General features: G+C 49.2%; 26 protein-coding genes and 2 pseudogenes. 19 read left to right on the top strand and 9 right to left on the bottom strand.

Going from position 1 to position 22,376, the window contains the following annotated elements; translation table 11 throughout:
* Positions 1–404 precede the first annotated feature (404 nt).
* The 3 genes and pseudogenes from FDY98_RS27340 to FDY98_RS07320 all read left to right on the top strand — a co-directional run bounded on the left by FDY98_RS27340 (position 405) and on the right by FDY98_RS07320 (position 2,231).
* Complete coding sequence (locus tag FDY98_RS27340; protein ID WP_022523390.1) at positions 405–797, top strand: MFS transporter; 393 nt, start codon at positions 405–407, stop codon at positions 795–797.
* A gap of 39 nt (positions 798–836) precedes the next feature.
* Positions 837–1,349 (top strand): annotated as a pseudogene (locus tag FDY98_RS27335) (DDE-type integrase/transposase/recombinase); the annotation flags it as partial.
* A 663-nt stretch (positions 1,350–2,012) separates the two neighbouring features.
* A complete protein-coding gene (locus tag FDY98_RS07320; RefSeq protein ID WP_155705738.1) occupies positions 2,013–2,231 on the top strand; it encodes a hypothetical protein in 219 nt (72 codons plus the stop codon).
* Between the two features lie 229 nt (positions 2,232–2,460).
* On the opposite strand, the gene FDY98_RS07315 is transcribed toward FDY98_RS07320, so the two are convergent.
* The 3 genes and pseudogenes from FDY98_RS07315 to FDY98_RS07305 all read right to left on the bottom strand — a co-directional run bounded on the left by FDY98_RS07315 (position 2,461) and on the right by FDY98_RS07305 (position 5,420).
* Complete coding sequence (locus tag FDY98_RS07315) at positions 2,461–3,159, bottom strand: VIT1/CCC1 transporter family protein (protein ID WP_442907948.1); 699 nt, start codon at positions 3,157–3,159, stop codon at positions 2,461–2,463.
* Positions 3,160–3,346: 187 nt separating this feature from the next.
* Positions 3,347–4,762, bottom strand: coding sequence for an ATP-binding protein (locus FDY98_RS07310; RefSeq protein ID WP_155705737.1), 1,416 nt, complete (start codon positions 4,760–4,762; stop codon positions 3,347–3,349).
* Positions 4,759–5,420: pseudogene (locus FDY98_RS07305) on the bottom strand (response regulator). The gene FDY98_RS07310 and the pseudogene FDY98_RS07305 overlap by 4 nt, the downstream one beginning before the upstream one ends.
* Positions 5,421–5,711: 291 nt before the next feature.
* On the opposite strand from FDY98_RS07305, the gene FDY98_RS27330 reads away from it, so the two are divergent.
* From FDY98_RS27330 to FDY98_RS07275, 7 genes are all read left to right on the top strand, one after another.
* A complete protein-coding gene (locus tag FDY98_RS27330) occupies positions 5,712–5,963 on the top strand; it encodes a hypothetical protein (protein ID WP_340146812.1) in 252 nt (83 codons plus the stop codon).
* Between the two features lie 100 nt (positions 5,964–6,063).
* Positions 6,064–6,927 carry a glycosyltransferase family 9 protein gene (locus tag FDY98_RS07300; protein ID WP_340146811.1) on the top strand — a complete coding sequence of 288 codons (864 nt, stop codon included), beginning with the start codon at positions 6,064–6,066 and terminating at the stop codon, positions 6,925–6,927.
* A 49-nt stretch (positions 6,928–6,976) separates the two neighbouring features.
* Positions 6,977–7,354 (top strand): diacylglycerol kinase, encoded by a 378-nt coding sequence (locus tag FDY98_RS07295; RefSeq protein WP_231500697.1) that lies wholly within the window; start codon positions 6,977–6,979, stop codon positions 7,352–7,354.
* Positions 7,336–7,884 (top strand): hypothetical protein, encoded by a 549-nt coding sequence (locus FDY98_RS07290; protein ID WP_340146810.1) that lies wholly within the window; start codon positions 7,336–7,338, stop codon positions 7,882–7,884. Before FDY98_RS07295 ends, FDY98_RS07290 begins: the two co-directional genes overlap by 19 nt.
* Before the next feature lie 161 nt (positions 7,885–8,045).
* Entirely contained in the window at positions 8,046–9,713 is a 1,668-nt protein-coding gene (locus tag FDY98_RS07285; RefSeq protein ID WP_009288070.1) for a phosphoethanolamine transferase, read from the top strand.
* A 75-nt stretch (positions 9,714–9,788) separates the two neighbouring features.
* Positions 9,789–10,157 (top strand): hypothetical protein, encoded by a 369-nt coding sequence (locus tag FDY98_RS07280; RefSeq protein ID WP_027959652.1) that lies wholly within the window; start codon positions 9,789–9,791, stop codon positions 10,155–10,157.
* A gap of 229 nt (positions 10,158–10,386) precedes the next feature.
* Positions 10,387–11,178: a hypothetical protein gene (locus tag FDY98_RS07275; RefSeq protein ID WP_009288069.1), complete on the top strand. Its 792-nt coding sequence runs from the start codon at positions 10,387–10,389 to the stop codon at positions 11,176–11,178.
* Positions 11,179–11,184: 6 nt separating this feature from the next.
* Here FDY98_RS07275 and FDY98_RS07270 read toward each other — a convergent pair whose 3' ends face one another.
* Together FDY98_RS07270 and FDY98_RS07265 are read right to left on the bottom strand one after the other, a co-directional pair.
* Positions 11,185–11,394, bottom strand: a complete 210-nt coding sequence (locus tag FDY98_RS07270; RefSeq protein ID WP_027959653.1) for an AlpA family phage regulatory protein — start codon at positions 11,392–11,394, stop codon at positions 11,185–11,187.
* Between the two features lie 300 nt (positions 11,395–11,694).
* Complete coding sequence (locus tag FDY98_RS07265) at positions 11,695–12,432, bottom strand: YagK/YfjJ domain-containing protein (protein ID WP_009288068.1); 738 nt, start codon at positions 12,430–12,432, stop codon at positions 11,695–11,697.
* A gap of 1,276 nt (positions 12,433–13,708) precedes the next feature.
* On the opposite strand from FDY98_RS07265, the gene FDY98_RS07260 reads away from it, so the two are divergent.
* A complete protein-coding gene (locus tag FDY98_RS07260; RefSeq protein ID WP_009288067.1) occupies positions 13,709–15,391 on the top strand; it encodes a hypothetical protein in 1,683 nt (560 codons plus the stop codon).
* 299 nt (positions 15,392–15,690) lie between these two features.
* Here FDY98_RS07260 and FDY98_RS07255 read toward each other — a convergent pair whose 3' ends face one another.
* Positions 15,691–16,968: a Y-family DNA polymerase gene (locus FDY98_RS07255; protein ID WP_027959655.1), complete on the bottom strand. Its 1,278-nt coding sequence runs from the start codon at positions 16,966–16,968 to the stop codon at positions 15,691–15,693.
* A complete protein-coding gene (locus FDY98_RS07250; RefSeq protein WP_027959656.1) occupies positions 16,965–17,411 on the bottom strand; it encodes a LexA family protein in 447 nt (148 codons plus the stop codon). The genes FDY98_RS07255 and FDY98_RS07250 overlap by 4 nt, the downstream gene beginning before the upstream one ends.
* 155 nt (positions 17,412–17,566) lie before the next feature.
* On the opposite strand from FDY98_RS07250, the gene FDY98_RS07245 reads away from it, so the two are divergent.
* From FDY98_RS07245 to radC, 8 genes are all read left to right on the top strand, one after another.
* Complete coding sequence (locus FDY98_RS07245; RefSeq protein WP_027959657.1) at positions 17,567–17,908, top strand: hypothetical protein; 342 nt, start codon at positions 17,567–17,569, stop codon at positions 17,906–17,908.
* Between the two features lie 92 nt (positions 17,909–18,000).
* A complete protein-coding gene (locus tag FDY98_RS07240) occupies positions 18,001–18,843 on the top strand; it encodes a DUF932 domain-containing protein (RefSeq protein WP_340146809.1) in 843 nt (280 codons plus the stop codon).
* A complete protein-coding gene (locus tag FDY98_RS27325) occupies positions 18,732–18,968 on the top strand; it encodes a DUF932 domain-containing protein (protein WP_340146864.1) in 237 nt (78 codons plus the stop codon). Before FDY98_RS07240 ends, FDY98_RS27325 begins: the two co-directional genes overlap by 112 nt.
* 554 nt (positions 18,969–19,522) lie before the next feature.
* The gene (locus FDY98_RS27320; RefSeq protein ID WP_340146808.1) at positions 19,523–19,654 is read left to right on the top strand and encodes a hypothetical protein; all 132 of its coding nucleotides are present in this window, start codon (positions 19,523–19,525) and stop codon (positions 19,652–19,654) included.
* Positions 19,655–19,697: 43 nt separating this feature from the next.
* Complete coding sequence (locus FDY98_RS27315; RefSeq protein WP_340146807.1) at positions 19,698–19,856, top strand: ERF family protein; 159 nt, start codon at positions 19,698–19,700, stop codon at positions 19,854–19,856.
* A 40-nt stretch (positions 19,857–19,896) separates the two neighbouring features.
* Complete coding sequence (locus tag FDY98_RS27310; RefSeq protein ID WP_340146806.1) at positions 19,897–20,133, top strand: hypothetical protein; 237 nt, start codon at positions 19,897–19,899, stop codon at positions 20,131–20,133.
* Positions 20,124–20,651, top strand: a complete 528-nt coding sequence (locus FDY98_RS07230; protein WP_340146805.1) for a YqaJ viral recombinase family protein — start codon at positions 20,124–20,126, stop codon at positions 20,649–20,651. The genes FDY98_RS27310 and FDY98_RS07230 overlap by 10 nt, the downstream gene beginning before the upstream one ends.
* Positions 20,652–20,741: 90 nt before the next feature.
* On the top strand, positions 20,742–21,239 hold the full coding sequence (gene radC / locus FDY98_RS07225; protein WP_027959660.1) for a RadC family protein: 498 nt from the start codon (positions 20,742–20,744) through the stop codon (positions 21,237–21,239).
* A gap of 213 nt (positions 21,240–21,452) precedes the next feature.
* Here radC and FDY98_RS07220 read toward each other — a convergent pair whose 3' ends face one another.
* Together FDY98_RS07220 and FDY98_RS07215 are read right to left on the bottom strand one after the other, a co-directional pair.
* Positions 21,453–21,728, bottom strand: a complete 276-nt coding sequence (locus FDY98_RS07220) for a hypothetical protein (protein WP_027959661.1) — start codon at positions 21,726–21,728, stop codon at positions 21,453–21,455.
* Between the two features lie 445 nt (positions 21,729–22,173).
* Positions 22,174–22,341, bottom strand: a complete 168-nt coding sequence (locus FDY98_RS07215; RefSeq protein WP_155705736.1) for a hypothetical protein — start codon at positions 22,339–22,341, stop codon at positions 22,174–22,176.
* Between the last annotated feature and the right edge of the window lie 35 nt (positions 22,342–22,376).

The following is a 22,376-nucleotide window of genomic DNA, read 5'->3' as shown; positions in this document are numbered from 1 at the left end:
TTCCAGAAAATTTTTTAAAAAAATTCTATCGTTAAATTACAAAGCTGGTTAGCTAGCCAATGGGTATACCCGCTCTGTCGCGACTTGGATCTGGGTAGGCTAAGTGGGGATTAACATATCTTATTGCTCAACACGGATTCCATTGTGTCAATTGCGATATTTGCAAGTCCTTCAAGATAAAACACGAAAGACGAATAGCTTTATGAAGGTTTTGTCGAACATCGAATTTTCCCTTCTTGGTGCAGCACTGGTCGCGATTAGCTACGGGTTTGGATGCTTCACTTTTGGCCTATTTGTCCTGTCAATTATTACCGAGCTGGCTAACGTCCTACTTGATCGGCATTATCAGGGTGCTTAGGCGTTGCAGGTCTCGCGCTGCTCAGTCAGTCGTATGCGCACTATCAATGGGTATTGGTGGGTTTATCTGCGGTATCTGCGCCGGTTTGATGATGCCAAAACTTACCGATGCGATGACGGCATTGGTGAGTCGCACGATGCACGGTCGTGTAATATCCATCATGAATGCTGGTACCAGCATCGGTATTAGCATTGCCGTGCCCTCCGCCGTGTTCCTATACGATGCATGGCGTCTCACTTGTATGGTATTTGCTGTGCTAACGGCTGCTGGCGTGAAGGCTGCATGGTACTTCATTCCCTTGGATTCTCGTTTAACACCTGGCAATGCTTCCCCCACCGCCACCAATCACTCGGTTACAGTGGTCGCGTTTTATTCGGCTTTCGTTGTTCGGCTTCGCGATGGGCTTTGTGTTAGTGCCGTACTGGCTTTTACGTCTTAGGCAAGCGGTCGGTTCACCCGTTATCGGTATTTTTAAGGGCCCAACCTCGTTTGGGATAGCGATGTCACGTATATCTAAACTGGAGATCGCTGGGCCTATCTAACGGTTGTCATTGACATATTAGCTAGAAAACCGGTTGGCTGGGCGAAGTCGTTATCGCCGGATAGCGAACTCACCAGTTGTGTATTAAAAATGGTCTATAAAAGCCGAGGGCGACCCAAAGCCGTTATGTTCCACAGCTGACCAGGGCAGCTATTTTACGAGCTGTAGTTTCCGTCAGACGCTCTGAAAATGCCTGATAAAACAAAGCCTGAGTCGGCGTGGGAATTACTGTGATAATGCGCCAATGGAGCGGTTCTTTTGGAGCTTATAGGTTTAATGGGTGCCGACGTATGGCTATCGCTCATTCTTGGAGAGCCAGCATCATATCGTGAACTATTTAATCAGGTATTAAAGCCAGCTTAGGCCTCATCAGCATAATGTGGGTGTTAGCCTGAATCAGGCAGAGGAAAAAAATGGGTTAACTATAAACCGGTGGCCAGTTTTACTTGACCACTACAGGCGCCAGAAAAACGTGCTCAATAATCAGTTTTTTTGCTGCTTACCTTTTTTTAAGCCTGCCATAAGTTACCTCATTTAGGATGATCCTTGTGCCAATCGACAAATATGTCTTGCACAGCCACCCATCATCGAAAAGAGGTATTACTTATGCGAACTCACATCACTAAGATTATAACATCGGCGTTGTTACTGACGGCTAGCACGGCTGCGCTGGCCGAGACTCATTGTACTGATGCCCCCGTGACGAATGATCAGCCAAGCTGATATGGAAGAACGTATCAGCGAGATGGGTTACAAAATCAAAGAATTTAAGGTCACCGAGGGAACTGCTACGAGATATACGGCTGGGACGAGCAGGAGCGCCGGGTAGAGGATCTATTTCAACCCAGTAGATGCCAGCATCGTGAAGCAGGAAGTCGAAGACTGATCAGGAGGTTACCATGGCCGATAATACCCGTATCCGTGTTTGGGACCGTTGGTCAGGTTGGTACATTGGGCTTTGTTGCTGGCGTAGCCGTCAACTTATGGCTAACCGAAGAAGGGGGGCGATATACACCAATGGGTCGGTTATGCCTTGGTGGCATTAATCGTCGTACGCATCCTTTGGGGATTTATCGGTCCCTGGAGTGCACGCTGGCGGAGCTTTTGGCCTACGTGAGCCGACTTCAATGTGTGCTGCGCGGTCGCGACAGCAAGATAGAGCAAACCGGCATTACCCATACACCGCTGGGCGCTATCATGATGCTGGTGCTGCTTGGGCTAATCCTCGGTCTGGGACTTACTGGCTACATGATGGAAGAAACGGATCGTTTCTGGGGGGTTGGCTGGGTTGAAGAAACCCCGAACTCATGGCCAACGCGATTCTTTTTCTAGTACCACTGCAGTATTGGGTGCTGTGGTAGAAAGCCTCAAGCAAGGCGATAATTTGATCGCTAGCATGTTGCATGGCTATCGCCGCCGCCCTACCTCTACCCCCAACACTAAGGCTCATGATGTTCAGTCTTAATTAAGATGTTGTTAAGACAATGCAATGATAATGGCCACTCCTTAATTTTGCACGAGTGGCCTTTTCAGACCTGTTTGACACAGAGCAATGGCTGCACTATCCCTTATTTATGCCACGACACCGAACAAGCGGCCTATGCCGAAGGTCAAGGTCATCGCCAATGCGCCCCAGAACATTACGCGCACCGAGGCTTTGAGTATCGGCGCGCACCCACACGGGCAGCCGCCGCCCTAGAAAGGCTAAAAACAGTATCGAGAAGAGCGCCACCAGAAGAATAAGCAATGGCGGCGGCGCCCACCAGGCGATTAGCAACGGCCACATGGCGCCAGCCGTGAAGGTCACAGCCGATGAAAAGGCCGCCTGGAGTGGGCGCGCTTGGCTTGTCTCGGTGATGCCAATCTCATCTCTGGCGTGAGCGCCTAGCGCATCGCTTGCCATCAGCTGTTCAGCGACTTGCGTGGCTAGCGCCGGTGTTAACCCACGCGCTTCATAAATCGCTGCCAGCTCTTCCAGTTCAGCATCAAAATGTTCTATCAACGCTTGGCGCTCAAGCGCAAGATCCGCATGTTCGGTGTCAGACTGTGAGCTAACGGAGACGTATTCACCGGCGGCCATCGACATAGCCCCGGCCACTAGCCCCGCAATACCGGCCAACATAATGTCGCTTTGCGCGGTGCTCGCTGCTGCCACGCCGAGTATCAGGCTGCTAGTCGAGACAAGGCCATCATTCGCGCCCATGACGGCTGCGCGCAGCCAACCTGAACGGTTAGATCGATGGTGCTCTGTATGTTGCATGGCCTCACCTCGTGATTGATTTCCCCTTTCTTTTCAGAGGGAGAGTGGCAGATAGCTGTGTGGCAACAGCCTTCAGGGCATATTTTTAGCCAGCGCTTGTAGCAACAGTGCGATTCTCTGGTGCATATAACGGTTGAAATGCATTTAGATTCAATCACTTGTTCCAAAGAAAAGCACTGTAAGCTAATCAGCGATCCTGATGTTGGTTTTGCTCCCACACCACACTGACCGCCAGGCCATTGGGCGTACGGTTCCTAAGCGTAAGGTGTGCGTTCTGGCGCTGAGCCAACTCCGAGACAATCGATAACCCAACCCAACCCCTGCCGGTGGTACCCTGGCCAGACGCGCGCCGAAAGCGCTCAGTGACTTTATCCAACAGTGCCTCGGGGAGGCCGGGGCCAGTGTCACTCACCGTGAGTTGAGGCAACCCCTCCCAAAGCGCTAACGCTACCTCCACTTGACCGCCTTCCGGGGTATAGCGCAAGGCGTTATCCAGTAGGTTACGAAAGAGAATTCCCACCTCGACTTCGTCGGCGCGAACTTCCAGACGGGTTAAGCCTGTTAGCCTCAAGTGCTGATCTCGCTCTTCAGCGAGTGGCCACAGCTCGGCTATCAATTCAGCAATAATCGGATAGAGGTCAATAGTGGCCGGTGAGGTTGTGGCAACTTGATCCAAACGAGCCAAAATGAGCAGCTGTTCTACCACCCGTTGAAGCCGCTCAACCCCGACATAAGCCTTTTGTAATGATTGCTCTCCCCCTGCCTGCGCATTATCTAAGTGGATTCTCAGCGCTGCCAAGGGCGTGCGTAATTCATGGGCTGCATCTGCGGTAAATCGCCGCTCACGCTCTAACGTGGCTTTCAACCGGGCGATAAAGTCGTTTAGTGATTGGCGTAATCCATTAAGCTCTTGAGGAACCGGATTATTGATTTGACGCAGGTCGTGGGCGGAGCGACCTTGTACCTGGCTGGAAAGTGCTTGGATGGGTGCAACACCCCGCCGGATAACTCTACTCATCAGCCAAAGAAGGAGTGGCAGCAACAAGAGCATCGGCAATAAATTGTTCCAGGTGATGCGCTCCACCACTTCATCATGAAACGAACCCCGTAGTCCCATGCTGATCCAGGTATCGCTGGCAACATCGAACATGCTGAAAACCCGCCAGCGATGACCATCGTAGCTTTCCCAGCGAAAACCCTCCTCTAAAGGCGCGGGGAAAGGCCCTGCATCACTCCATTTGCCCCCTAATAGCCTGGGTGAGCCATCGGCATTCCAAAAACCCAGTACTAATTTAAGCTCTTCCTCGTGGTAAAGCTTGGGACCTGATTCAGAGCTGCTCATGGGGACTGCTTTACCGTCACGATATAGCTGAGCCGGATGTTCTGGTAGGCCCATGCGTGAAGCCAGGCGAGCATAGTCATCAATGGTCGCGTTTGGATCGAGTTGACCAGCCACAATCCGGCTATGCAGACTGAGCTGTGTATCGAGAATTTCTTCTAGCTCGTGATCGGTAATTAAGTAAGCCGCGGTAACGGCCACGCCCCCAGCGACAACCATGGTAATGGCTAGCGTGCGAAGCAGATAATGCCGTATCGATCTCATTGCGCCTGGCTATCCAGTCGGTAGCCAATCCCCCGCACGTTAATAATCAGATGTTTTTCAAGCTTTTTACGCAGATGATGAATGTGAACTTCCACCGTATTGGACTCTACCTCTTCGCCCCAGCCGTAAAGCAAATTTTCTAAACGAGGCCGAGATAGCACCCTGTCCGGGTGCCTAGCGAGCTCTAGCAATAAGGCATACTCGCGCCGACCCAACTTGACGTCTTTACCCCGCCAACTCACCGCATGGCGGGCTTCATCAATACTCAACGCCCCAGCGTCAATATTTGCGAGGCACGCCCCTCAGCACGTCGCATTACGACACGCAAGCGGGCGAGTAGCTCCTGCAAATTGAAAGGCTTGAGCACATAGTCATCCGCCCCCGCATCTAAACCGCCAATCCGGTCTTCCATCGCATCACGGGCCGTCAAAATAAGAATCGGCAGAGTAGATTGCTCTCGGAGTAAATTCAGTACCTGCATACCGTCCATATCGGGCAGCCCAAGATCCAAAATAATCACGCTGAAGGCCTCGCTGCCGATAGCGCTGATTGCCTCGCGGCCAAGCATGAACCAATCGACCGCGTAGCCCTCGCGCTCTAGCGCCGTCTTGATGCCATCCCCAAGCAGGGGGTCATCTTCTATTAGTAGTGCACGCATGCTGATTCCCTCAATCGGCAAACCGCTATCTTGGCTACCAAAACTTAAGCTTTTCTTAAATAGAGTAACTTACTTCTCAACAAGCAACCTCATCTAAATCCAACCAGCAAGCCCACCACCCTATTTTTTAAATTTCTTACGCAGTTTAACTCTTCTTTAAGTTATTTAGACTCAAGCTGCCTCTTTCGCCATAGGCAAAGCCAAAGCAGTGCCTTCACTGGCGGTCATTTTTAATGTTCTGTCGCTACCGCGGGCAGGTCATTTCCTATTAACTTAACAGAGCGCCAGCGTATGCACTTACTAACACTTATTAGAACAAACGATTATTTAAAAATAATGGCCCGTTTTTTAGAAAAAAGAATGAAGCGTTATTTAATGGGAGGGATGCGTCTTATTCTCAAAGCGCCTGCTCCAGAAACCATTGACAGCCTTGTGGGCATAGAAAGAATTCTAATTATTCGCCCTAACTTTCGTCTAGGCAATGCGCTAATCAGCACCCCATCATCGATGCTTTGCGTGACCGTTTCCCTTCCGCTCGCATAGACTATTTAGCGACGGATAAACATGGCCACTGTTGCAGCAAAGGCCGGTTGATCATTTTTATTTACTGTCGAGAGCCGCTATTCTGCGTCCTTGGCAGTGTGTGACACTATTACGACGCTTACGAGCACAACGCTATGACCTGGCGGTACAAGTGAGCGGAGGATCAACGAGCGGCTTTATCGTGACCCGGTTAATAGGGGCACGGTACAGCATGGGTTCACGTAAAGGTCACCAGCGCTGGTACAGCATTGAGGCGGAAGGTAAGTCATCACATGCCTACGATGCCATCGTCAACTTGACGCGTCCGCTCGGTGTTGACTGCCGTAACCGGCCATTGCTCCAGCTAACAGAGCAGGAACGCAATCAGGCAATGACGAAAATACATCAGCTTGTCAGCCTTCATAGCGATCATCCATCAGATACAAATTTTATTGCCATCTTCGTAGGTGGGCATCAAAACAAACGCTGGCCGTTGGCATTTTGGCTACTGCTCATTGATGCTATGGAAGCCCAAAAAATACGTCATGTTGTTTTTCTTGGGCCCGAAGAGTTTAGGCTTCTAGCACCTATTAAGCAGCGTTTGAAGTCATCACTTTATGGCAGCTTATGCGCACCGCTTCCTATCCGTCACTTTGCCGCTGTTCTAGTGCGGGCGCGGTTACTCGTGACGCCAGACTCAGGGCCGATGCACTTAGCGGCAGCACTCGATGTCGCCACCATTTCCCTAGTACGACAGAAAAAATCACTCGCCTTCGTACCACGAGAAGCCTATGACACCATTCTTTGGCGCCCAGAGATAAGCACGGTTATAGAAGCTATACGCGCTACTCTTGACGGACAAAACGCAACGGCTCCCGTTCAATCGGCATCGGTAACAAGCCAACCAACACAATGGGCAACACCGCCACCCAGTGCTGACCATTTGTATTCTAGCCCTAAATTAAAGCACATAACTGTTCGTTAAGTTTTGCACTTTATAGTGATCCCTCTATTACGTTATCGAGTGTACTATTTTGCCTATCTCAACGTCGTCAAAACCTAATGGCACGGGCGTTAAACGCATCTTCCGCGCTTCTATAAATGCAGCATCAGGTTTGAAATCTTGCTGGATAAATGAATCTGCCTTTAGACAAGAGGTGATGCTCTGTCTCATCCTCTACCCTTTTGTATTTTTTGTTAATGTCACTTCCGTAGAAAAAGCGTTGCTGTTTTCTTCACTCACCCTTGTAGTGATAGTGGAACTCATTAACTCCGCCATCGAAAGCATTATTGACCGTATTGGACTAGAACATAACGAACTTAGCGGGCGTGCTAAAGACATGGGGGCTGCCGCCGTCATGATGACCATTTTTATGATGATGGGTGTATGGCTATGCGTGCTGCTCTACTAAATGTTTTCAAACCCGTAGCATCCGCATGGCTTTTATTTCTAATCGCCATGTCGGTCTTCAGTATTTTAAAAATAGATTTTACGATAACTGATTTTATATATCGCTTTCAGGGTAATGCCTGGGTGTGGAAAGATACCTTGATTACCCAAGATGTTCTTCACAAAGGCGGTAAATGGCTAAGCTTAGCGATGGGTTTAGTCACACTCCTCCTTTTGATACTAAGCACCGTGGTAACTCGTCTTAAAGCGTATCGCACGCCGCTTTTATATCTTTTTTCCGCAACGCTTCTTTCAACGCTGCTTGTCGCAACGATTAAACACCTAGTGAACATGGAATGCCCTTGGGATTTAGTTCGCTATGGTGGGGCACGCGACTTTATTGGCTTGCTCAGCATACGGCCTTCCTCAATGCCAGCGTCCGCCTGCTTTCCCGCCGGGCATGCCAGCGCAGGGTATACCTGGATAGCCCTCTACTTCTTTTTTGCCGCCATACGGCCCACTGGCGATGGGCAGGGCTTGCACTGGGCTTAGGGCTTGGCCTTACGTTTGGGATCACTCAACAGTTCCGCGGGGCGCACTTTCTCTCCCATGACCTCTGGACCGTCATGATTTGTTGGACCGTAAGCTTTGTCCTTTCAAGATTCTTATTACCCCCCAGCGTTCATTAATCTTTTCATATAGAGAGCCTTTCAATGCCCCCTTTGCTGTCATTGCCTTCAAAAATTGTAGGCACCGCTTGGCATTATCGCCCCACATTAAGTACGGAGCAGCTTGTCTTATGGGGTGTTGTCATATTCAGTGTTTTTTACAATGTCCCTTTTTGGCAACAAGCCTTTGCTGGCTATGACCCTCTTGCCGTCCAGACGTGGCTAACCTTTGCCAATATGTTTTTGGTGATGACCTGCCTTAACTATTTGATCTTCGTGAGCCTTGCTTTTCGAACGCTGGTAAAACCTTTATTAACCTTGCTGTTTCTGATTGCCGCCTTTGTCAGTTACTTTACCAGTTACTACGGCACCTATTTTGACACCTCCATGCTAGACAATGTGCTTCAAACGGACACTAACGAAGCACAGGAACTTCTCACCGCTGGTTTACTGATTCATTTGGCAATCTTTTTTGGCTTGCCTACCGTCATGATTTGGCGCGTTAAAATCACACCGTCAACCTGGAAGAAGGCAGTGTTGCGTCGCTTAGCTTATTGCCTTGCCAGCACTGCTATATTGCTGTTAGCAATTTTCTTATCTTACCAAGAAGTGTCGTCACTCATGCGCAACAATAAAGAGCTACGCTACTTGGTGACCCCAGGTAATTATATTGTTTCGATGGCGCAGGCCCTTTCGAGCCAACACGCTTCCGCGAATACGGTGCGTTCCCCGGTGGGTGAGGACGCCAGTATCAGTTCACAAGCGGGTGACAAACCCAAACTGCTCGTCATCGTGGTGGGCGAAACGGTACGGGCGGCGAATTGGGGGTTAAATGGTTATGAACGCCAAACCACACCCAAACTTGCCCAGCAGCCTGACGTTATCAATTTTTCTGATGTTTCCTCATGCGGTACAAGCACAGCGGTCTCATTACCCTGCATGTTTTCATTACCAGGGCGTGCCGATTACGCTAAATCGTATGCTCAGCAATATGAATCCTTGCTGGACGTATTAGCCCACGCCGGGTTAGAGGTCACCTGGCTTGATAACCAGTCAGGCTGTAAAGGTGTCTGCGACGGAGTGACGACAGAAGCGCTCTCGCCAGAGAAGTATGCTTCTTTGTGTCAAGATGGGCGATGCTTGGATGAAGCACTGGTTCAAGCCTTGACCACGCAAATTAGCGGTACCTCAGTTGATCAGGTTGTTGTGCTGCATCAGCTAGGCAACCACGGCCCCAGCTATTACCAACGCTACCCTGATGACTACGAACGTTTTGTTCCCGCTTGCACCACCGCTGATTTAGCCAAGTGCTCAAGAGACGACATTACCAACAGCTACGACAATGCCATTCTGTATACCGACACTGTGTTGGATCAGGTGATTGAGATGTTAAAGCGTCAGGAAGACTACGCAACTGCGATGATCTATCTCTCTGATCATGGTGAATCACTGGGCGAAAAGGGGCTTTATTTGCACGGCATTCCCTACGCCATTGCCCCCGACGAACAGACGCATGTGCCTATGGTTTGGTGGCTTTCCAACTCATTTTCAAAGCAGCGAAGACTCGATACGGAGTGCTTACGCCTAGTCTCTGATCAAGCCGCTTCCCACGATAACTTATTTCACAGCGTGCTGGGATTGCTTGGCGTAGCAACGGACGTATATCAGCAGGCAGAAGATATTAGCCAAACGTGCCGGAGCCTCGCCAATTAATGAATGCTTAAGTGATCGTTAAGTATTGCATGTCAAGCTGTTCTCCATTCTGCTCAATTATTCTGGTGTATGCACATGGTTTTATCGCTACTATTGGACTCCAACCAAGGTTTTTGGAGACGGCTGCTACCCAAAAAAAAGGCAACAGCAGGAAGCTTGGTAGGCGGTGTCGATACCTCTATTCTTTTTGCTAAATGGCTTTCCTTTAGAGCCAGCGTTGTTTTAATTACTTTACTAGCGACTCTGCTGTGGCTAACCGGTATTGAAAACATCGAGATCATCATCGGCGTATTAAGTGTAACGTCAAATGGAATATCACAGTTATTTGAACGCTATTTTTCTGTCAGTGTATTGAAAATGGTTGAAAATGATTTGACAGATACGCTAGACGCATTGGGAATTGCAGGAGTTGGAACCTTAATAATTTTATATTTATTAGGGTAGCGCACCTAATAAGTACCCTCAACGCCAACTCCATAAAATAATCATCCTTGGTAGTCCAGTATAAGGCCTGGAGGTGTCTACGAAACCTGGGGCGATTCAGTATCGACTAGCCGTTCTAAATTAGTTATTTAAGCGTGATGAGTCAAACAGCCTCATTGATATTGCACAGCCATCAATCGCTAACACAATCCATTACCTTCTCCGTTCATACAGAAGAGAAAATAACCGCATGTCACAAACAAAAAACCCGCTCCCTGATAAGCATTATATTAAAGAGGATAACGAAGCCTCACATTTAGCTGGGAGCATGATGGCAGTGCCTGACATCTTTTCCGCTTTTTCCAAGTTGCCGTTGAGAGAGCGCATAGAGCAATTCAAGCAACAACTGAGTGAAACTTACCTATTCTTGTTGAATGGTGCCCCTGAGACAAAAGAGCTCTCGGATGAAGCATGCCAGGAGCGCTTTTTGGATGAGTACCAAATTTCCCTAGATCGTTTAAAAGATAATATTAGCGCTACCAAATGCAAAAACATCATTTGCCACTCACTGCCTACTACCCATAGCACTGAGGTTAGCAACCTCTTTCCCGTAGCATTCATGTGGATCGTGTGTGCAGATCTCCTTGAGCAACATGGCTTTCATGAAAATGCTTGGTCATCGTTAATCGAGTTTAAGAATATCGAGCATCAACTTGGACAAGCACTGGCCACAGAAGAGAAGCTGCAGAAAAAAGCTTATTCTCAAAAAGCAGGTGGACAAGCCTATAAAGATTACTCGAACCTGAAATACAGCTTTATTGATTTGCTTAGAAACTCTCCTCCTATAGGGGGTTGGAAAACACTCGAGTCCGCTGCTCACGAACTAGCTGAAAAGGTACTAGCAGAGCATGAGAACAGCGAACATCGAGCAAGATATTCAATTAAAAAGGAAAGAGTAGAGACGAAGCTCAACACTTGGTTAAGAGATGTTAATGGTGAGTGTAGAGCAGCATATGACGAAAATGCCGCTAAACATCGCTGAAACTCATTACGCTTGACGGCTCATCAGCCACTCATCCACTTGATTTTCAAGCCACCCGACAGAGGCTGCGCCTAACCTGATGGGCTTGGGAAAAGTTGCATCGAATCGAGGCGACTTGGGGTTCATTTTTTCATAGATTGATGAGCGGCTGATACTGAGCTTTTGGGTCATTTGCTTCATGCGCAGGACAATGCGATTACGGTGGCTGTGGGTCATGGCTTAACTCCTTTCGGTTGATATGTGAATGATAGAGAGCCGCCACTACCACCGCAATTCGAGATGCTAGCTATGGAAATAATAGCTTTTAATGCTTATTTAAAATAATAAAACCCCTTAATTTCAAATACTTATTAATTATTTATGTTTATGGGAAAGAATACTCACCCTTTAGAAGCACTTTAGAGGTGGGTATTGCATGGCTCACCGCGATGAAAGCTAGCACCAAACCAGACGCTTACTTAAGCAGTACTGAATGGAAGCAAAGTGTCACCGGATAGGCACTTATTGTTCGTCTTATCACACTCTCCTGTGTAATGGTTTTTGACTAGCACCAAAGCAGTGAACCCATTGACCGAGGGGTTTGCTGTGGTACTTGCAGAGATAGCTAGCTACGTACATCACCTCCGCAAAGCTATAGGGATCGTTTCTATGCAGCATGCAGAGGAAATATTTATTGGTACGTCTACCGTGTTTCCACTTTTTCACTATCTCGACAAGCCCTTTATTTTTATATATTGGGAGTTCAAGCGCTTGGCTCCACGCGCGAATAGCCGCATGAATCAAGGTATTGTCTTGGTATCCTCCCCACGCGGACTCCTTACTGCTCCCTAGTTGTTGAAATGCATTCCCATTCAGCAAAATAAGCAAGTGGTAGTGCGGCTTATCGCTGTCTTTTTGCTCTCGGCACCACACATTGCGAAAGTTTGTACTGTGGATCTGTGATTGATGTTTTAGCCTCAATAAGGCTAACTCCTCCTCATAATTATCCAAAAAACGCCGTATATATGTGTTCAATACATGCAAAGTGTTAGGTGGCATATCGTCGGGAAAGCGAAGATCTAGTCGGAAAACGAATGTTTTGTTCTGCATTTCACAGACGTATAGCAGAGCGTCGTAGGTGCTTTCCAAATAGTTTTCGATAAGAGGACCCTGTCGCGTAAGTACTTCACAACCACGGTAGTAGCATTCGTAGAAAAACTTAAGCTTCATATTTTCAGGAACCCGCTTGCGCAGTTTAAGGCTAACAGTTTTCATAGTTGTACCAGGCTATCAATGAGACATGCATACGCAGCGGCTTAAAGGCCGTGAGTAATGGCGTCTTTAAAGGGAGGAACCAGGAAGCGGTGCAACGCTTCTGGGAAGGCGTAATGATTAACAGAAACACCACGCTCATCCTGGCGTGGTTGTGCAATTAACTATGCCGCTATAGCTTCGTTAGTCTAGGTCGTGAAGTTGGTTGGATAGGCTGCTGTTTTATTGAGGAAATCGTCGGCTTGTTGGCCTCCTCTTGGTGGATGGCTTTTCGCTTCTCTACACCCCTTATTTATTCTCTAAATGAACATATATATTACCTATTACCTAAACAGCTAAGTGGAAACAATATGTCCTCAGCCGCTCTGCGCCTAGCTATCGATCTCACGCAAGTGGCTAAAATACCAAAGCAAAAAGTCCATTTTTCTTACTCGAACAATGGCGACCCAACTGGGCGCGCAATGACTCAGAATATGACTCTTCCCAGTAAAACTATTTTTGGATAAGTGTATAACGACAACAGAATTTTCTTTCCCTGAGTATTCTTAACCCTGGGCACGCTAATGTCCTTTTTTAAAAAAAGGTAAGGCTTACTCCACGTGGCCAGTGACGATTTTACTGGGCAGGCTTTTATGCATTCCCTCCCTCAAAGGTAATCTTACAACCAGCCTGACCGGTTCTTTTAGCCTACCTCCTTAATATGAGTGATGCTGCCGTTTACAGGACACGTGCGCAATCCGCCAGTACCGCATCGGCCAGAACATCGGTGCGCTGGTAATGAAATAGGAAACCTACGCGACATATAGCCGATAGGTCAGCTTGTCCAGTACAGGCGGCCACCGGAACGAGAGCAATTTTAATGCGATGATCTATCTGATTGGCAGCCCAGTGTTACCTTCAGATGAGAAAACCCTACACGTATATAGAACTCTATATAAGCACAGCTTTCAGACTCATAGCTTTTATTTATAACTGCTTGAATTATGTTCATGCAGTAATCTATCCATCGGTGTCCAACCAAGTTTAAATACTTCTTTTACCATCCAGCAACAAATAAAACTCGATATTAAAAAAAGTCATTAGACACATTAATTAAATCTGATAAATTTAAACTTATTGCCTTATGGATTAAATTTAGCGAAAGAGAGGTTTTTTTAAAAGACATCATGGATCAGTTTCTATGCATAACTTTCTGTTCATCACCATGATATAAAACATGCGGAGTAATGATTACTATGAACAGCACGCGCCCTGCTAATAAAACCAAGGAACCAACCTAATGACATATGATAGTTTTCATTCTCAAGAACATGCTTTGGACGGCATACTTCTTTCCAACCAACCTTCTCACTCCCAACAAGCTGATCAGCCTATTTCCTCTGTAGGTGCATCACTGGGGCATTTAATGCCGTCTATACCCCGCACCAGACGACTACCCAAGCTTTGCAATGCCAATCTCGTCAGGGAAATTATTCACCATTATTATCGACTAGCCATAGACCCCAACGGGGTTAATTTCCTCTTGCCACATTCATCAGGTCCCGTGCTAATAATGGAAGCAGAGATGATTGCACCGATCATCAAAAAAATTGTTGCTGAAAGCAGTAATCGTGATGTTTCTGACAAAAACATCCAAAATGCACTAGATATTATTCGCTTCAATCAAGCTGATTTTCGAACTATCGGCAACGGCCGAACTTGGCTGGGTGAAAGCAACGAACGCTTTATTGAACTAGGTGGCGAGGTGATGATGTTCCCCTCGGGGCATGAATCAATGGTTCGCCCCCAACAACACTATCCTTACTGGCAGCCCATCAATAGTCGCCCCTACAGCGAGTTACACACGCATGGGCGCAGTGCAGACCTGAACGTCATGGAGACTTACGTGGCGCTACCAAAGGATCGAGAGCTGTTAATTTACACATATATGGTGTTGTGCCTAATGCCAGAACGACAACAATTAGCTTTAGAGCTCACGGGAGAGCCTAAAAGTGGCATGTCACTACTTCAACGCATCATCAAAAACTTAGTTGATCCAGTGATTAAGGAAACTGCAATACGTGATATACCCACAACTGTGAAAAAAGTAAACCGGCTTGCTTGGCAGCATCAAGTCATTAGCCTAGAAAACGTTGAAGCGCCTTTGAGTGCAGTAGTACAGCGTCGCTTGTTTGAGTTGCTCTGTACCACTCAACTAGAATGGAGAGCAAACGACGGTAATGAGACTACATCCAGTTTGGATGTGTCACGCCCTTGCGTTCTAAGCAGTTTAGAACCAGTTATTTGTCATGATGAATTAGCTGAGCTCACTTTGAGTCTAGAGATGCCGTCCCCCTCTATTGCTAAACCACGTGAGACTTACCGGATAAAAACTCGTCATGAAAACCTGACACCGATGGATCAGACTTGCGCTTTCAGCGCACTGCTTACACTGCTTGGCAAGGCACATGCCAATATTGACCAAGTGAGATTAGAACGAGAAGTGCCGGGCAACTGGCAAGACTTCTGCCGAATTGGAATGATTGTTTCCGATAGTTTGGTCGGGAACTCAGAAGGCTTCTGGACACAGTATCAGGCGTATCGTAGTGATCGGCTCTGCGAGATGACCGAAGAGGAACCGGTTGCTCAAGCTCTCATTAAATATCTTAAAATCGAGGCCATCACGGAAGCCGTTGAAAAACCAACGGGAGTGTGGCTCGCCATTTTGACAAAATATCGGCCGAGTTGCACTTTGGGTAGCCAATGGCCGCGTGAGCCCCGTGGCCTTGGCGCAGCGTTCAAGCGAGCTGCCTCACTGCTCAATGCCCAAGGGATAATCTGCTATAGCAACGGTAAACGTGGCTCGAAGCGCCACTGGGTGATCGGACCCACCCCCTCTCCCCACAGTATTTCTGTGAGCAATGGACAAACATCAGGCAGCGAGCATTCGGTGCTAGGCTGTGAGGAAAGGGATTTCTTATGAATGTTATTCAACTTTTTATAAGTCCCTCGAAGACACAGCACGTTGCCCAATGCACTATTGACGTGCCTTACAACGCGAAGTTCTTGATGGAGTATCCACGACAAGACGACGTTCGCTGCCAAGAATTTCGTAAATTGCCAACCTATATGGTGTTTTTATGATTTTTTTGCTCTCAACGTCGTGACGTCGTGCTTAAGGGTCCATCCTTACGGCACTTTGGTCACACCGATGTTTTCTTCATCAACTTTATCAATAGTTTAATTTGTTTAGCATGGCAAAAATATAAACCGATGCTTGATCTACTTAACGACCAGAAGCTCGTTCCACTGTGTGGTGTACCGCGGCGTACGTCGTTCACTGCGCAGCGCCCATGCATTGCCTTTACGGGGTAGACCAAGCTGTACCGTTCCTTTACCTAGTTCACGATTGAGCTTATCCATCGTCGCCATCAGCCGTTCACTGCGTTTAGCCTCTTCGTCGGTTTGCGGGGTTTCAGTGAGGGTAAGCTGTCGGTTGGCCTTAGGTGAAAGGTCGAGCAGCATCAGACCTGCTTTATGGTAGGCGTAGCCCTTGCGCCAGAGACGGCGTAGGCCTTGTACCGCTGAGGCGATGATATCGCGGCTATCATCGGTGGGCCTCTCTAGAGAGACAACCACACGTTGTTGATATTGCGGTAAGTCAGTACGGAATGGGTTGGTTCGCAAAAACACCATCACGGCACTGGTTACACTTTGCTGTTTGCGCAGCTTTTCTGCTGCCCTCGCGGCGTGATGCCTTAAGGCTTCGCGTAAGTCATGGGGGTTGCCGGTAAGCCTGCCGAATGAACGCGACACCATGATTTGTTTTTTAGGTAGACTCATGTCATCAAGCTGGATGGCGGATTGCCCGCGTAGCTCCCATACGATGCGTTCCTGAACCACACTAAAGCGCTGCCTAATACGCTTAGCGTCTGCCTCACGCAGATCCCATGCGGTATCAATACCCATTACGCTTAATCGTTCACCGGTACGGCGTGCCACGCCCCACAGCTCGGTTACCGGCAACTGTTTTAGCAATGCTTTGGTCGCTTCACTATCAGCGGTTAGCTTACATACGCCATGCTGCTTGTAGGCAGGATGTTTTTTAGCCGCTTGATTCGCCACTTTGGCGAGTACGCGGGTAGGTGCAAACCCCACGCACACGGGAATGCCCGTCCACTGTCGAACGGTATCGCGCATGGCTTGGCCCCGCGCCTCCAGCGAATCTGGGTCAAAGCCCTGAAACCCGACAAAGCTTTCATCAATGGAGTACACCTCCACATGGGGCGAAAACTCGCCTAGCACCTCAGTTACCCGCTGGGACATATCGCCGTATAACGCATAGTTACTGGATAGCAGCACAGCCTGGCGACGAATCGCGGGCGGTAACAAGTGCATGGCCGTCCCCATCTCAACACCCAGGGCTTTGAGTTCGTTGCTACGGGCAACGACGCAACCATCGTTATTCGACAGCACCCCTACCGGACGCCCTTCCAGCATTGGATCAAAAACGCGCTCGCAACTGACATAAAAGTTGTTGCAGTCAACGAGTGCAATCACGGCAGTGCCCTCAGCAGATTGTGAATCACGTCGGTCACTACACCCCATACTTGGGATTCGCGTCCATCAAGGGGAATCGGCTTAAAATTGGGGTTGCTTGCTTTGAGGTAGGTACGCTGACCAACGCGCTCCAGACGCTTAACAGTCATTTCCCCATCTACGCAGATCACCACAATCCGACCAGGCAGCGCTTCCAGGCTGCGATCCACCACCAATAAGTCCCCAGGGTGGATGCTGTCTCCGATCATTGAATAACCTTCGGCACGAGCAAAATAGGTCGAGGCTGGGCGTTTAACGACGTAGCGGTGCAGATCTAGCTCGGTATCCAAGTGATCATCGGCGGGCGAAGGAAATCCCGCGCGCACGGCGGTTGAATAGAGCGGCAAGGGTAGTGACGAGGCCATGGTGTCTGCGCGGCCCAGGAGTGAAACGTTCGATGACATAATAGGCTACCTATTTTACTGTATATATGAACAGTATCAGTAAAGGAGTTTCATGAAGCAAGCACTCAAAGGTCAAAGCCAAAAAATTACAGACCTATATCACTCCTATGAATCCTGCACACGGGATCACTTTGACACCTATAGGAGTGTTGTTTATGTCCCCGCCTTGCCTGCGCTGTGCAGCCCCATGCACGCTTAACTTTGAAACCGCCCAACGTATCGGCACCGTTGGCGGCAGCCTTGTCGGCGCTGCCATTGGCGCGTGGCGCGAGTCCTATACCCTAACGTCCCCTTTATCGATGGCCTCAACCCGCTTCCCGTTAGCCAAACTGCCCACTGCCGTGATGGGTGCTGTGTTCGGTAGTCAGGCAGGCTCGCGCGTCGCAACCCAATTTTTCACCCAGAAATTGCCACTCGGTGAAGGAGTTTCCTGGCTATGCATATCGTGTGGTCATGCCTTCCGGCAATTACCCCACTCCTACACTTCACCTCGTTAATTCGTCACCATTAATCGACTTACCCCTAACTTTCCAACCATAAAGCGCTGGCGATTTTCGTCAGCGTTTTTTTATTGCTAGGAGTTTTCATCATGGCTCATCTCGTTGAACAAATGGCTTACGTCGGCGCTACCCCTTGGCACGGCCTGGGACAGCAGCTATCCCGTCAACAACCGTTAGAGGTCTGGCAGCAACAGGCCGGAATGAACTGGCACATTGAAGAAGCCCCGGTGCGCTTTATTGCCGAGGGTGCCAGTCACTTGGGCAGCATTCACTCGTTCCCTGAACAGAAAGTGCTCTACCGCTCGGATACCAAGGCACCGTTATCGGTGGTATCACAGCGTTATAAGGTGGTGCAGCCCGAGGAGATTCTGGAGTTTTACCGCGACCTCACCGAGTACGCTGGATACGAGCTGGAAACCGCTGGGGTACTGAAAGGCGGGCGTAAGTTCTGGGCCTTGGCGCGCAGTGGTTTAAGCACCTCCCTGAAAGGCCAGGATGAGGTCAACGACTACCTACTATTGGCAACCTCCTGTGACGGCACGCTGGCCACCATGGCGACACCCACCACGGTGCGGGTGGTGTGTAACAACACGCTGCAGATTGCGGTGGATGGCACGTCGCAGGCAGTGAAGGTACCCCACCGGTCGGAGTTCGATCCACGTGCGTTAAAAAGCCAACTAGGTATTTCTGTTTCCCAGTGGAATGACTTCATGTACCGCATGAAGGCCCTGGCAGAACGTAAGATCGATCATCGCGAGGCGCAGCAGTATTTCAGTCAGTGCTCTGCGGTATCGATAAGCCAATCGAAGATCCTTCCAAGCTGCCTAACTATCGGGCGCTCAACAAGGTACAGAAGCTTTACCACGGCGAAGGCCGCGGCTCCCACCTCGACACGGCCAAAGACACTGCCTGGGGTCTGCTCAATGCCGTGACCGAGTACGTGGATCACGACAAGCGGGCTCGCAGCAACGATACCCGTCTGGATTCCGCGTGGTTTGGCCAAGGGGCGCAGCTGAAGCAAGAGGCGCTACAAACGGCCCTTGCCCTGGTGAGCTGACATGCTGTTTCTGATCATTCTAATGCTGATTTTCCTGGTTTTTGTCTTACCCCTCATTGGATAGCGCGATAAGCCCAGCCACTAACAGGCTGGGCTTTTTGCTTTTACGTGGAGCACATCATGGCCTCTCTTAGCCCGATTTAGATATCGCCTTAACCCAACTGACCGAACGACTGCTCACCCAGGATCAAACCTATGCCGAAACCTACGTGATGGCAAAAGGACAGCTGTATCGCACCGAGCTGCACCTATGCCCCGTTCCCCCGCACGAACTTCCCGCCGATCTTTAACCCTATTGAAGGAGCCTTGTCATGGCCACCAAACTAATGTGGTAAATCACGAGACGTCTGCATCCTCTTTACAAGCGTTCCTGAGCATCCCGCCACACCTTGCGGAAGTACGGCCATCATCCAGGTGATGACGCGCGGCACTCAACCCGGACGTCGACATCGAAAGATGGACGCTTGCTACAGATGCAGGAACGGGTGATGGATCGCCAGCCATGATGGCCTATAGCGCGGCCATGGCGGCCATGCAGACCGAACTTCCCAGCATTGAAGACGCGGCAAACCAAACGGCTGCTACGCCACCTGGAAGATATCGTCGATACCGTGCGCCCCATCATGCAGAAACACGGCTTTGCGGTGAGCTTTCGTATTCAGACGCAGGAGCGCGGCATTGGGTGACCGGTGTGCTAATGCATAAGGATGGCCACCGTGAAGAACCAGCATGTTGCTACCTGCCGACATAAGCGGCAACAAGAACGCGGTGCAGGCGTTTGGCTCTTCCACCAGCTACGGCAAGCGCTACGTACTCAGCGCCCTACTCAACATCACACGGGGCCAGGATGACAATGGCAAGCCCAGTACCAAAGCGGCATCAAGCTAGTGACGCCCTTTCAGGCGGCAGATCCAGCGACTGATTAGCCATGCCCGCCACGACCCAGGAATGGTTCAGTGGTAAATACGGTTCAGCCGTGCAAGTACCTCAGAGTGACTTCGACAAGCTACGCGCCTCACTCTCTAAGCGGCGGTTAAGTAATCCACGCTCTACCCCTTATGACAGGAGTCTTAATGCAACTGCTTACTATGGACAAGGCACCCCAGAGTGGCTGGCGGCGCGGCTAGGTCGCGTCACCATGTCGGAGCTAAAGTCGTGCTGGTGAAGGGTAAAGGCCCAGGCGGGTTGAGTACCGGGGCGATTACTTACATGCACCAGTTAATCGGTGAACGCATTACCGGGGAGCTGGCCGAGCCGTTTCAAGGTAACGCGCATACTCGACGAGGCCATGAGTTGGAAGGCTTGGCACGTGCGCTTTATTGCGATGCCACAGGCGAACCCCAGCCCCAGGAAGTGGGCTTGATCCTTAACCATGGCGTGGGCTACTCGCCCGACAGCCTAGTAGACGCTAACGGTCTGTTAGAAATCAAAACAAAGCTACCTAAGTTCCAGATTGAGGTACTGCTCAGCGGCGAAATACCTGATGAGCACGTGCCCCAATGCCAGGGCGGGCTATGGGTCAGCGAACGGGAATGGATCGACTTTGTGAGCTATTGGCCAGGTATGCCGCTGTTTATCAAACGTGCCTACCGTGACGACATTATGATCCGCACCATTGCCGAGCGGGTAGAACGATTCCATGAGGAGATGGAACGTCGCATAAACCAAGTGATGGCTGCGTGACGCGACGATTCCATAGATACACCAACCGATCATTAACGACATAGACGCCGGGGCCACCACCCCGGCGTTTTTTATTTTTTGGAGACAACCATGACACACGCCAAACTCAAAGCTGGGGAAGTGGCTGGTACCTATCACGTTACCTCGCCAGTGACTGAAAACGATATCATCACCATGGCCAAGCGCTTCGCAAGACGCAAACTCGCTAAAGGCCGCAAGATCACGCAGCCTTCCCAGGCGTTTGAGCACCTGCAGTTACTGCTTCAAGATTACGAGCACGACGTGTTTAGCGTGCTGTTCCTCGATAGTCAGCATCGCGTTATCCGTTTTGAAGAGCTATTACGTGGAACCATCGACGCGGCCAGCGTCTACCCACGTGAAGTACTAAAAGCCGCCCTTACCTACGACGCTGCGGCCGTTATCCTCGTGCACAACCACCCAAGCGGAGATCCCGAACCCAGTGAGGCCGATAGGCGTATTATTGATCGCCTAAAGGAAGCCTTGGGACTGATGGATATACGTGTGATTGATCACGTGGTCGTGGGAAGTGATGGGTGTAAGTCGTTTTCGGAAATGGGGTATTTATAGGCAACTGTTGGGATAAAATGGAACTGCCCAACGAGGCAGCTCTCGTAATCAGGCAAGCTTTATTTTTTGGTTAAGAGGGCAAACAGCCAAGAGCAGACTATCAGGTAGTACCAATATAACTTCCGGCTCAGCGGCTGACAAAATGGCACTGATTTTGCTAGAGCAAAAGCTGTGACGCTTTTGGCAGTTCGACAGCAGCCGATTTGATATCAATTAGTATATAGCGTCTCGGCCCTTTTCGGTGAGGAAAGCCTTATCATCTTTTTCTTCAAAATAGCCTTCTGAGATGAGTGTGTTGAGTGCTGGCTGCAACGCCTCTCGCTGTTTCGGATTAAAGCTCAAGGTTCTGTGCAACAAAACCCTTATTGGCAGAACATGCCCTGTATCTAGCCTCAAATCAGCAGCGAGAGAAAGAATATAGCTCTTCATTTCGTCTTCAGGAGATAAATCAGCTTCCCTTATATTTTGTTTCATGTCAGATATTTTCATTATTTCTCCTTACGGTATTTTAGTTGAGCATATAACGCTAAGGTTATGGGCGGCTTTGGAGCAGGGCCAAAGACGGCGCGTAGCGATCAGGCTGACCGCCAAATTATGGTTCAGACTGCTGTATAGTTCATGTAACGCATCACAAAAGTAACCAATAGGCTTAAAAATCCCAATCCTGCTAACGGCCCCTTTTCTGTGCTCGTTAAGACCATTGTTATCCCCCTAAATACTCCTCCTAATCCCAGAGGAACCAGCAACGGAAATACTATGTTCATTAGCGTTATTAAACCTCCAGCGACAAGCATCAAATACACTAACCCGGTGACAAGGATAGCCTCAGCGCGCCACTCACCGTTAATCGAGGAGCCAAATCTGAGCACGAAGTAAGCAAGTCCGAAAGCGATAAATGAGGCAATGATTTTTGGAAGGCTCACTTTCAAAAAAACTAGTGCCCCGATAGGTCTTCATCGACTCTTCCTTGAACACCAGAAAAATACTCGCTTAGTACACCATTCATGTGCTCGCGCCACGACTTTGGTGTGAAATAATCCCACCCCATCATTACTCCCGCAGCTATTTGAAAATACAGAATTGTCAGCTCTTCAAACGGCACTTAAGCTCTCCTTCAAATATAACGCTACACATAAA

Origin of the sequence: Halomonas sp. PA16-9, assembly GCF_009728585.1 — a bacterium.
In the GTDB taxonomy this organism is placed as follows: domain Bacteria; phylum Pseudomonadota; class Gammaproteobacteria; order Pseudomonadales; family Halomonadaceae; genus Vreelandella; species Vreelandella titanicae.
This window is presented reverse-complemented; position numbering and strand designations above follow the sequence as displayed.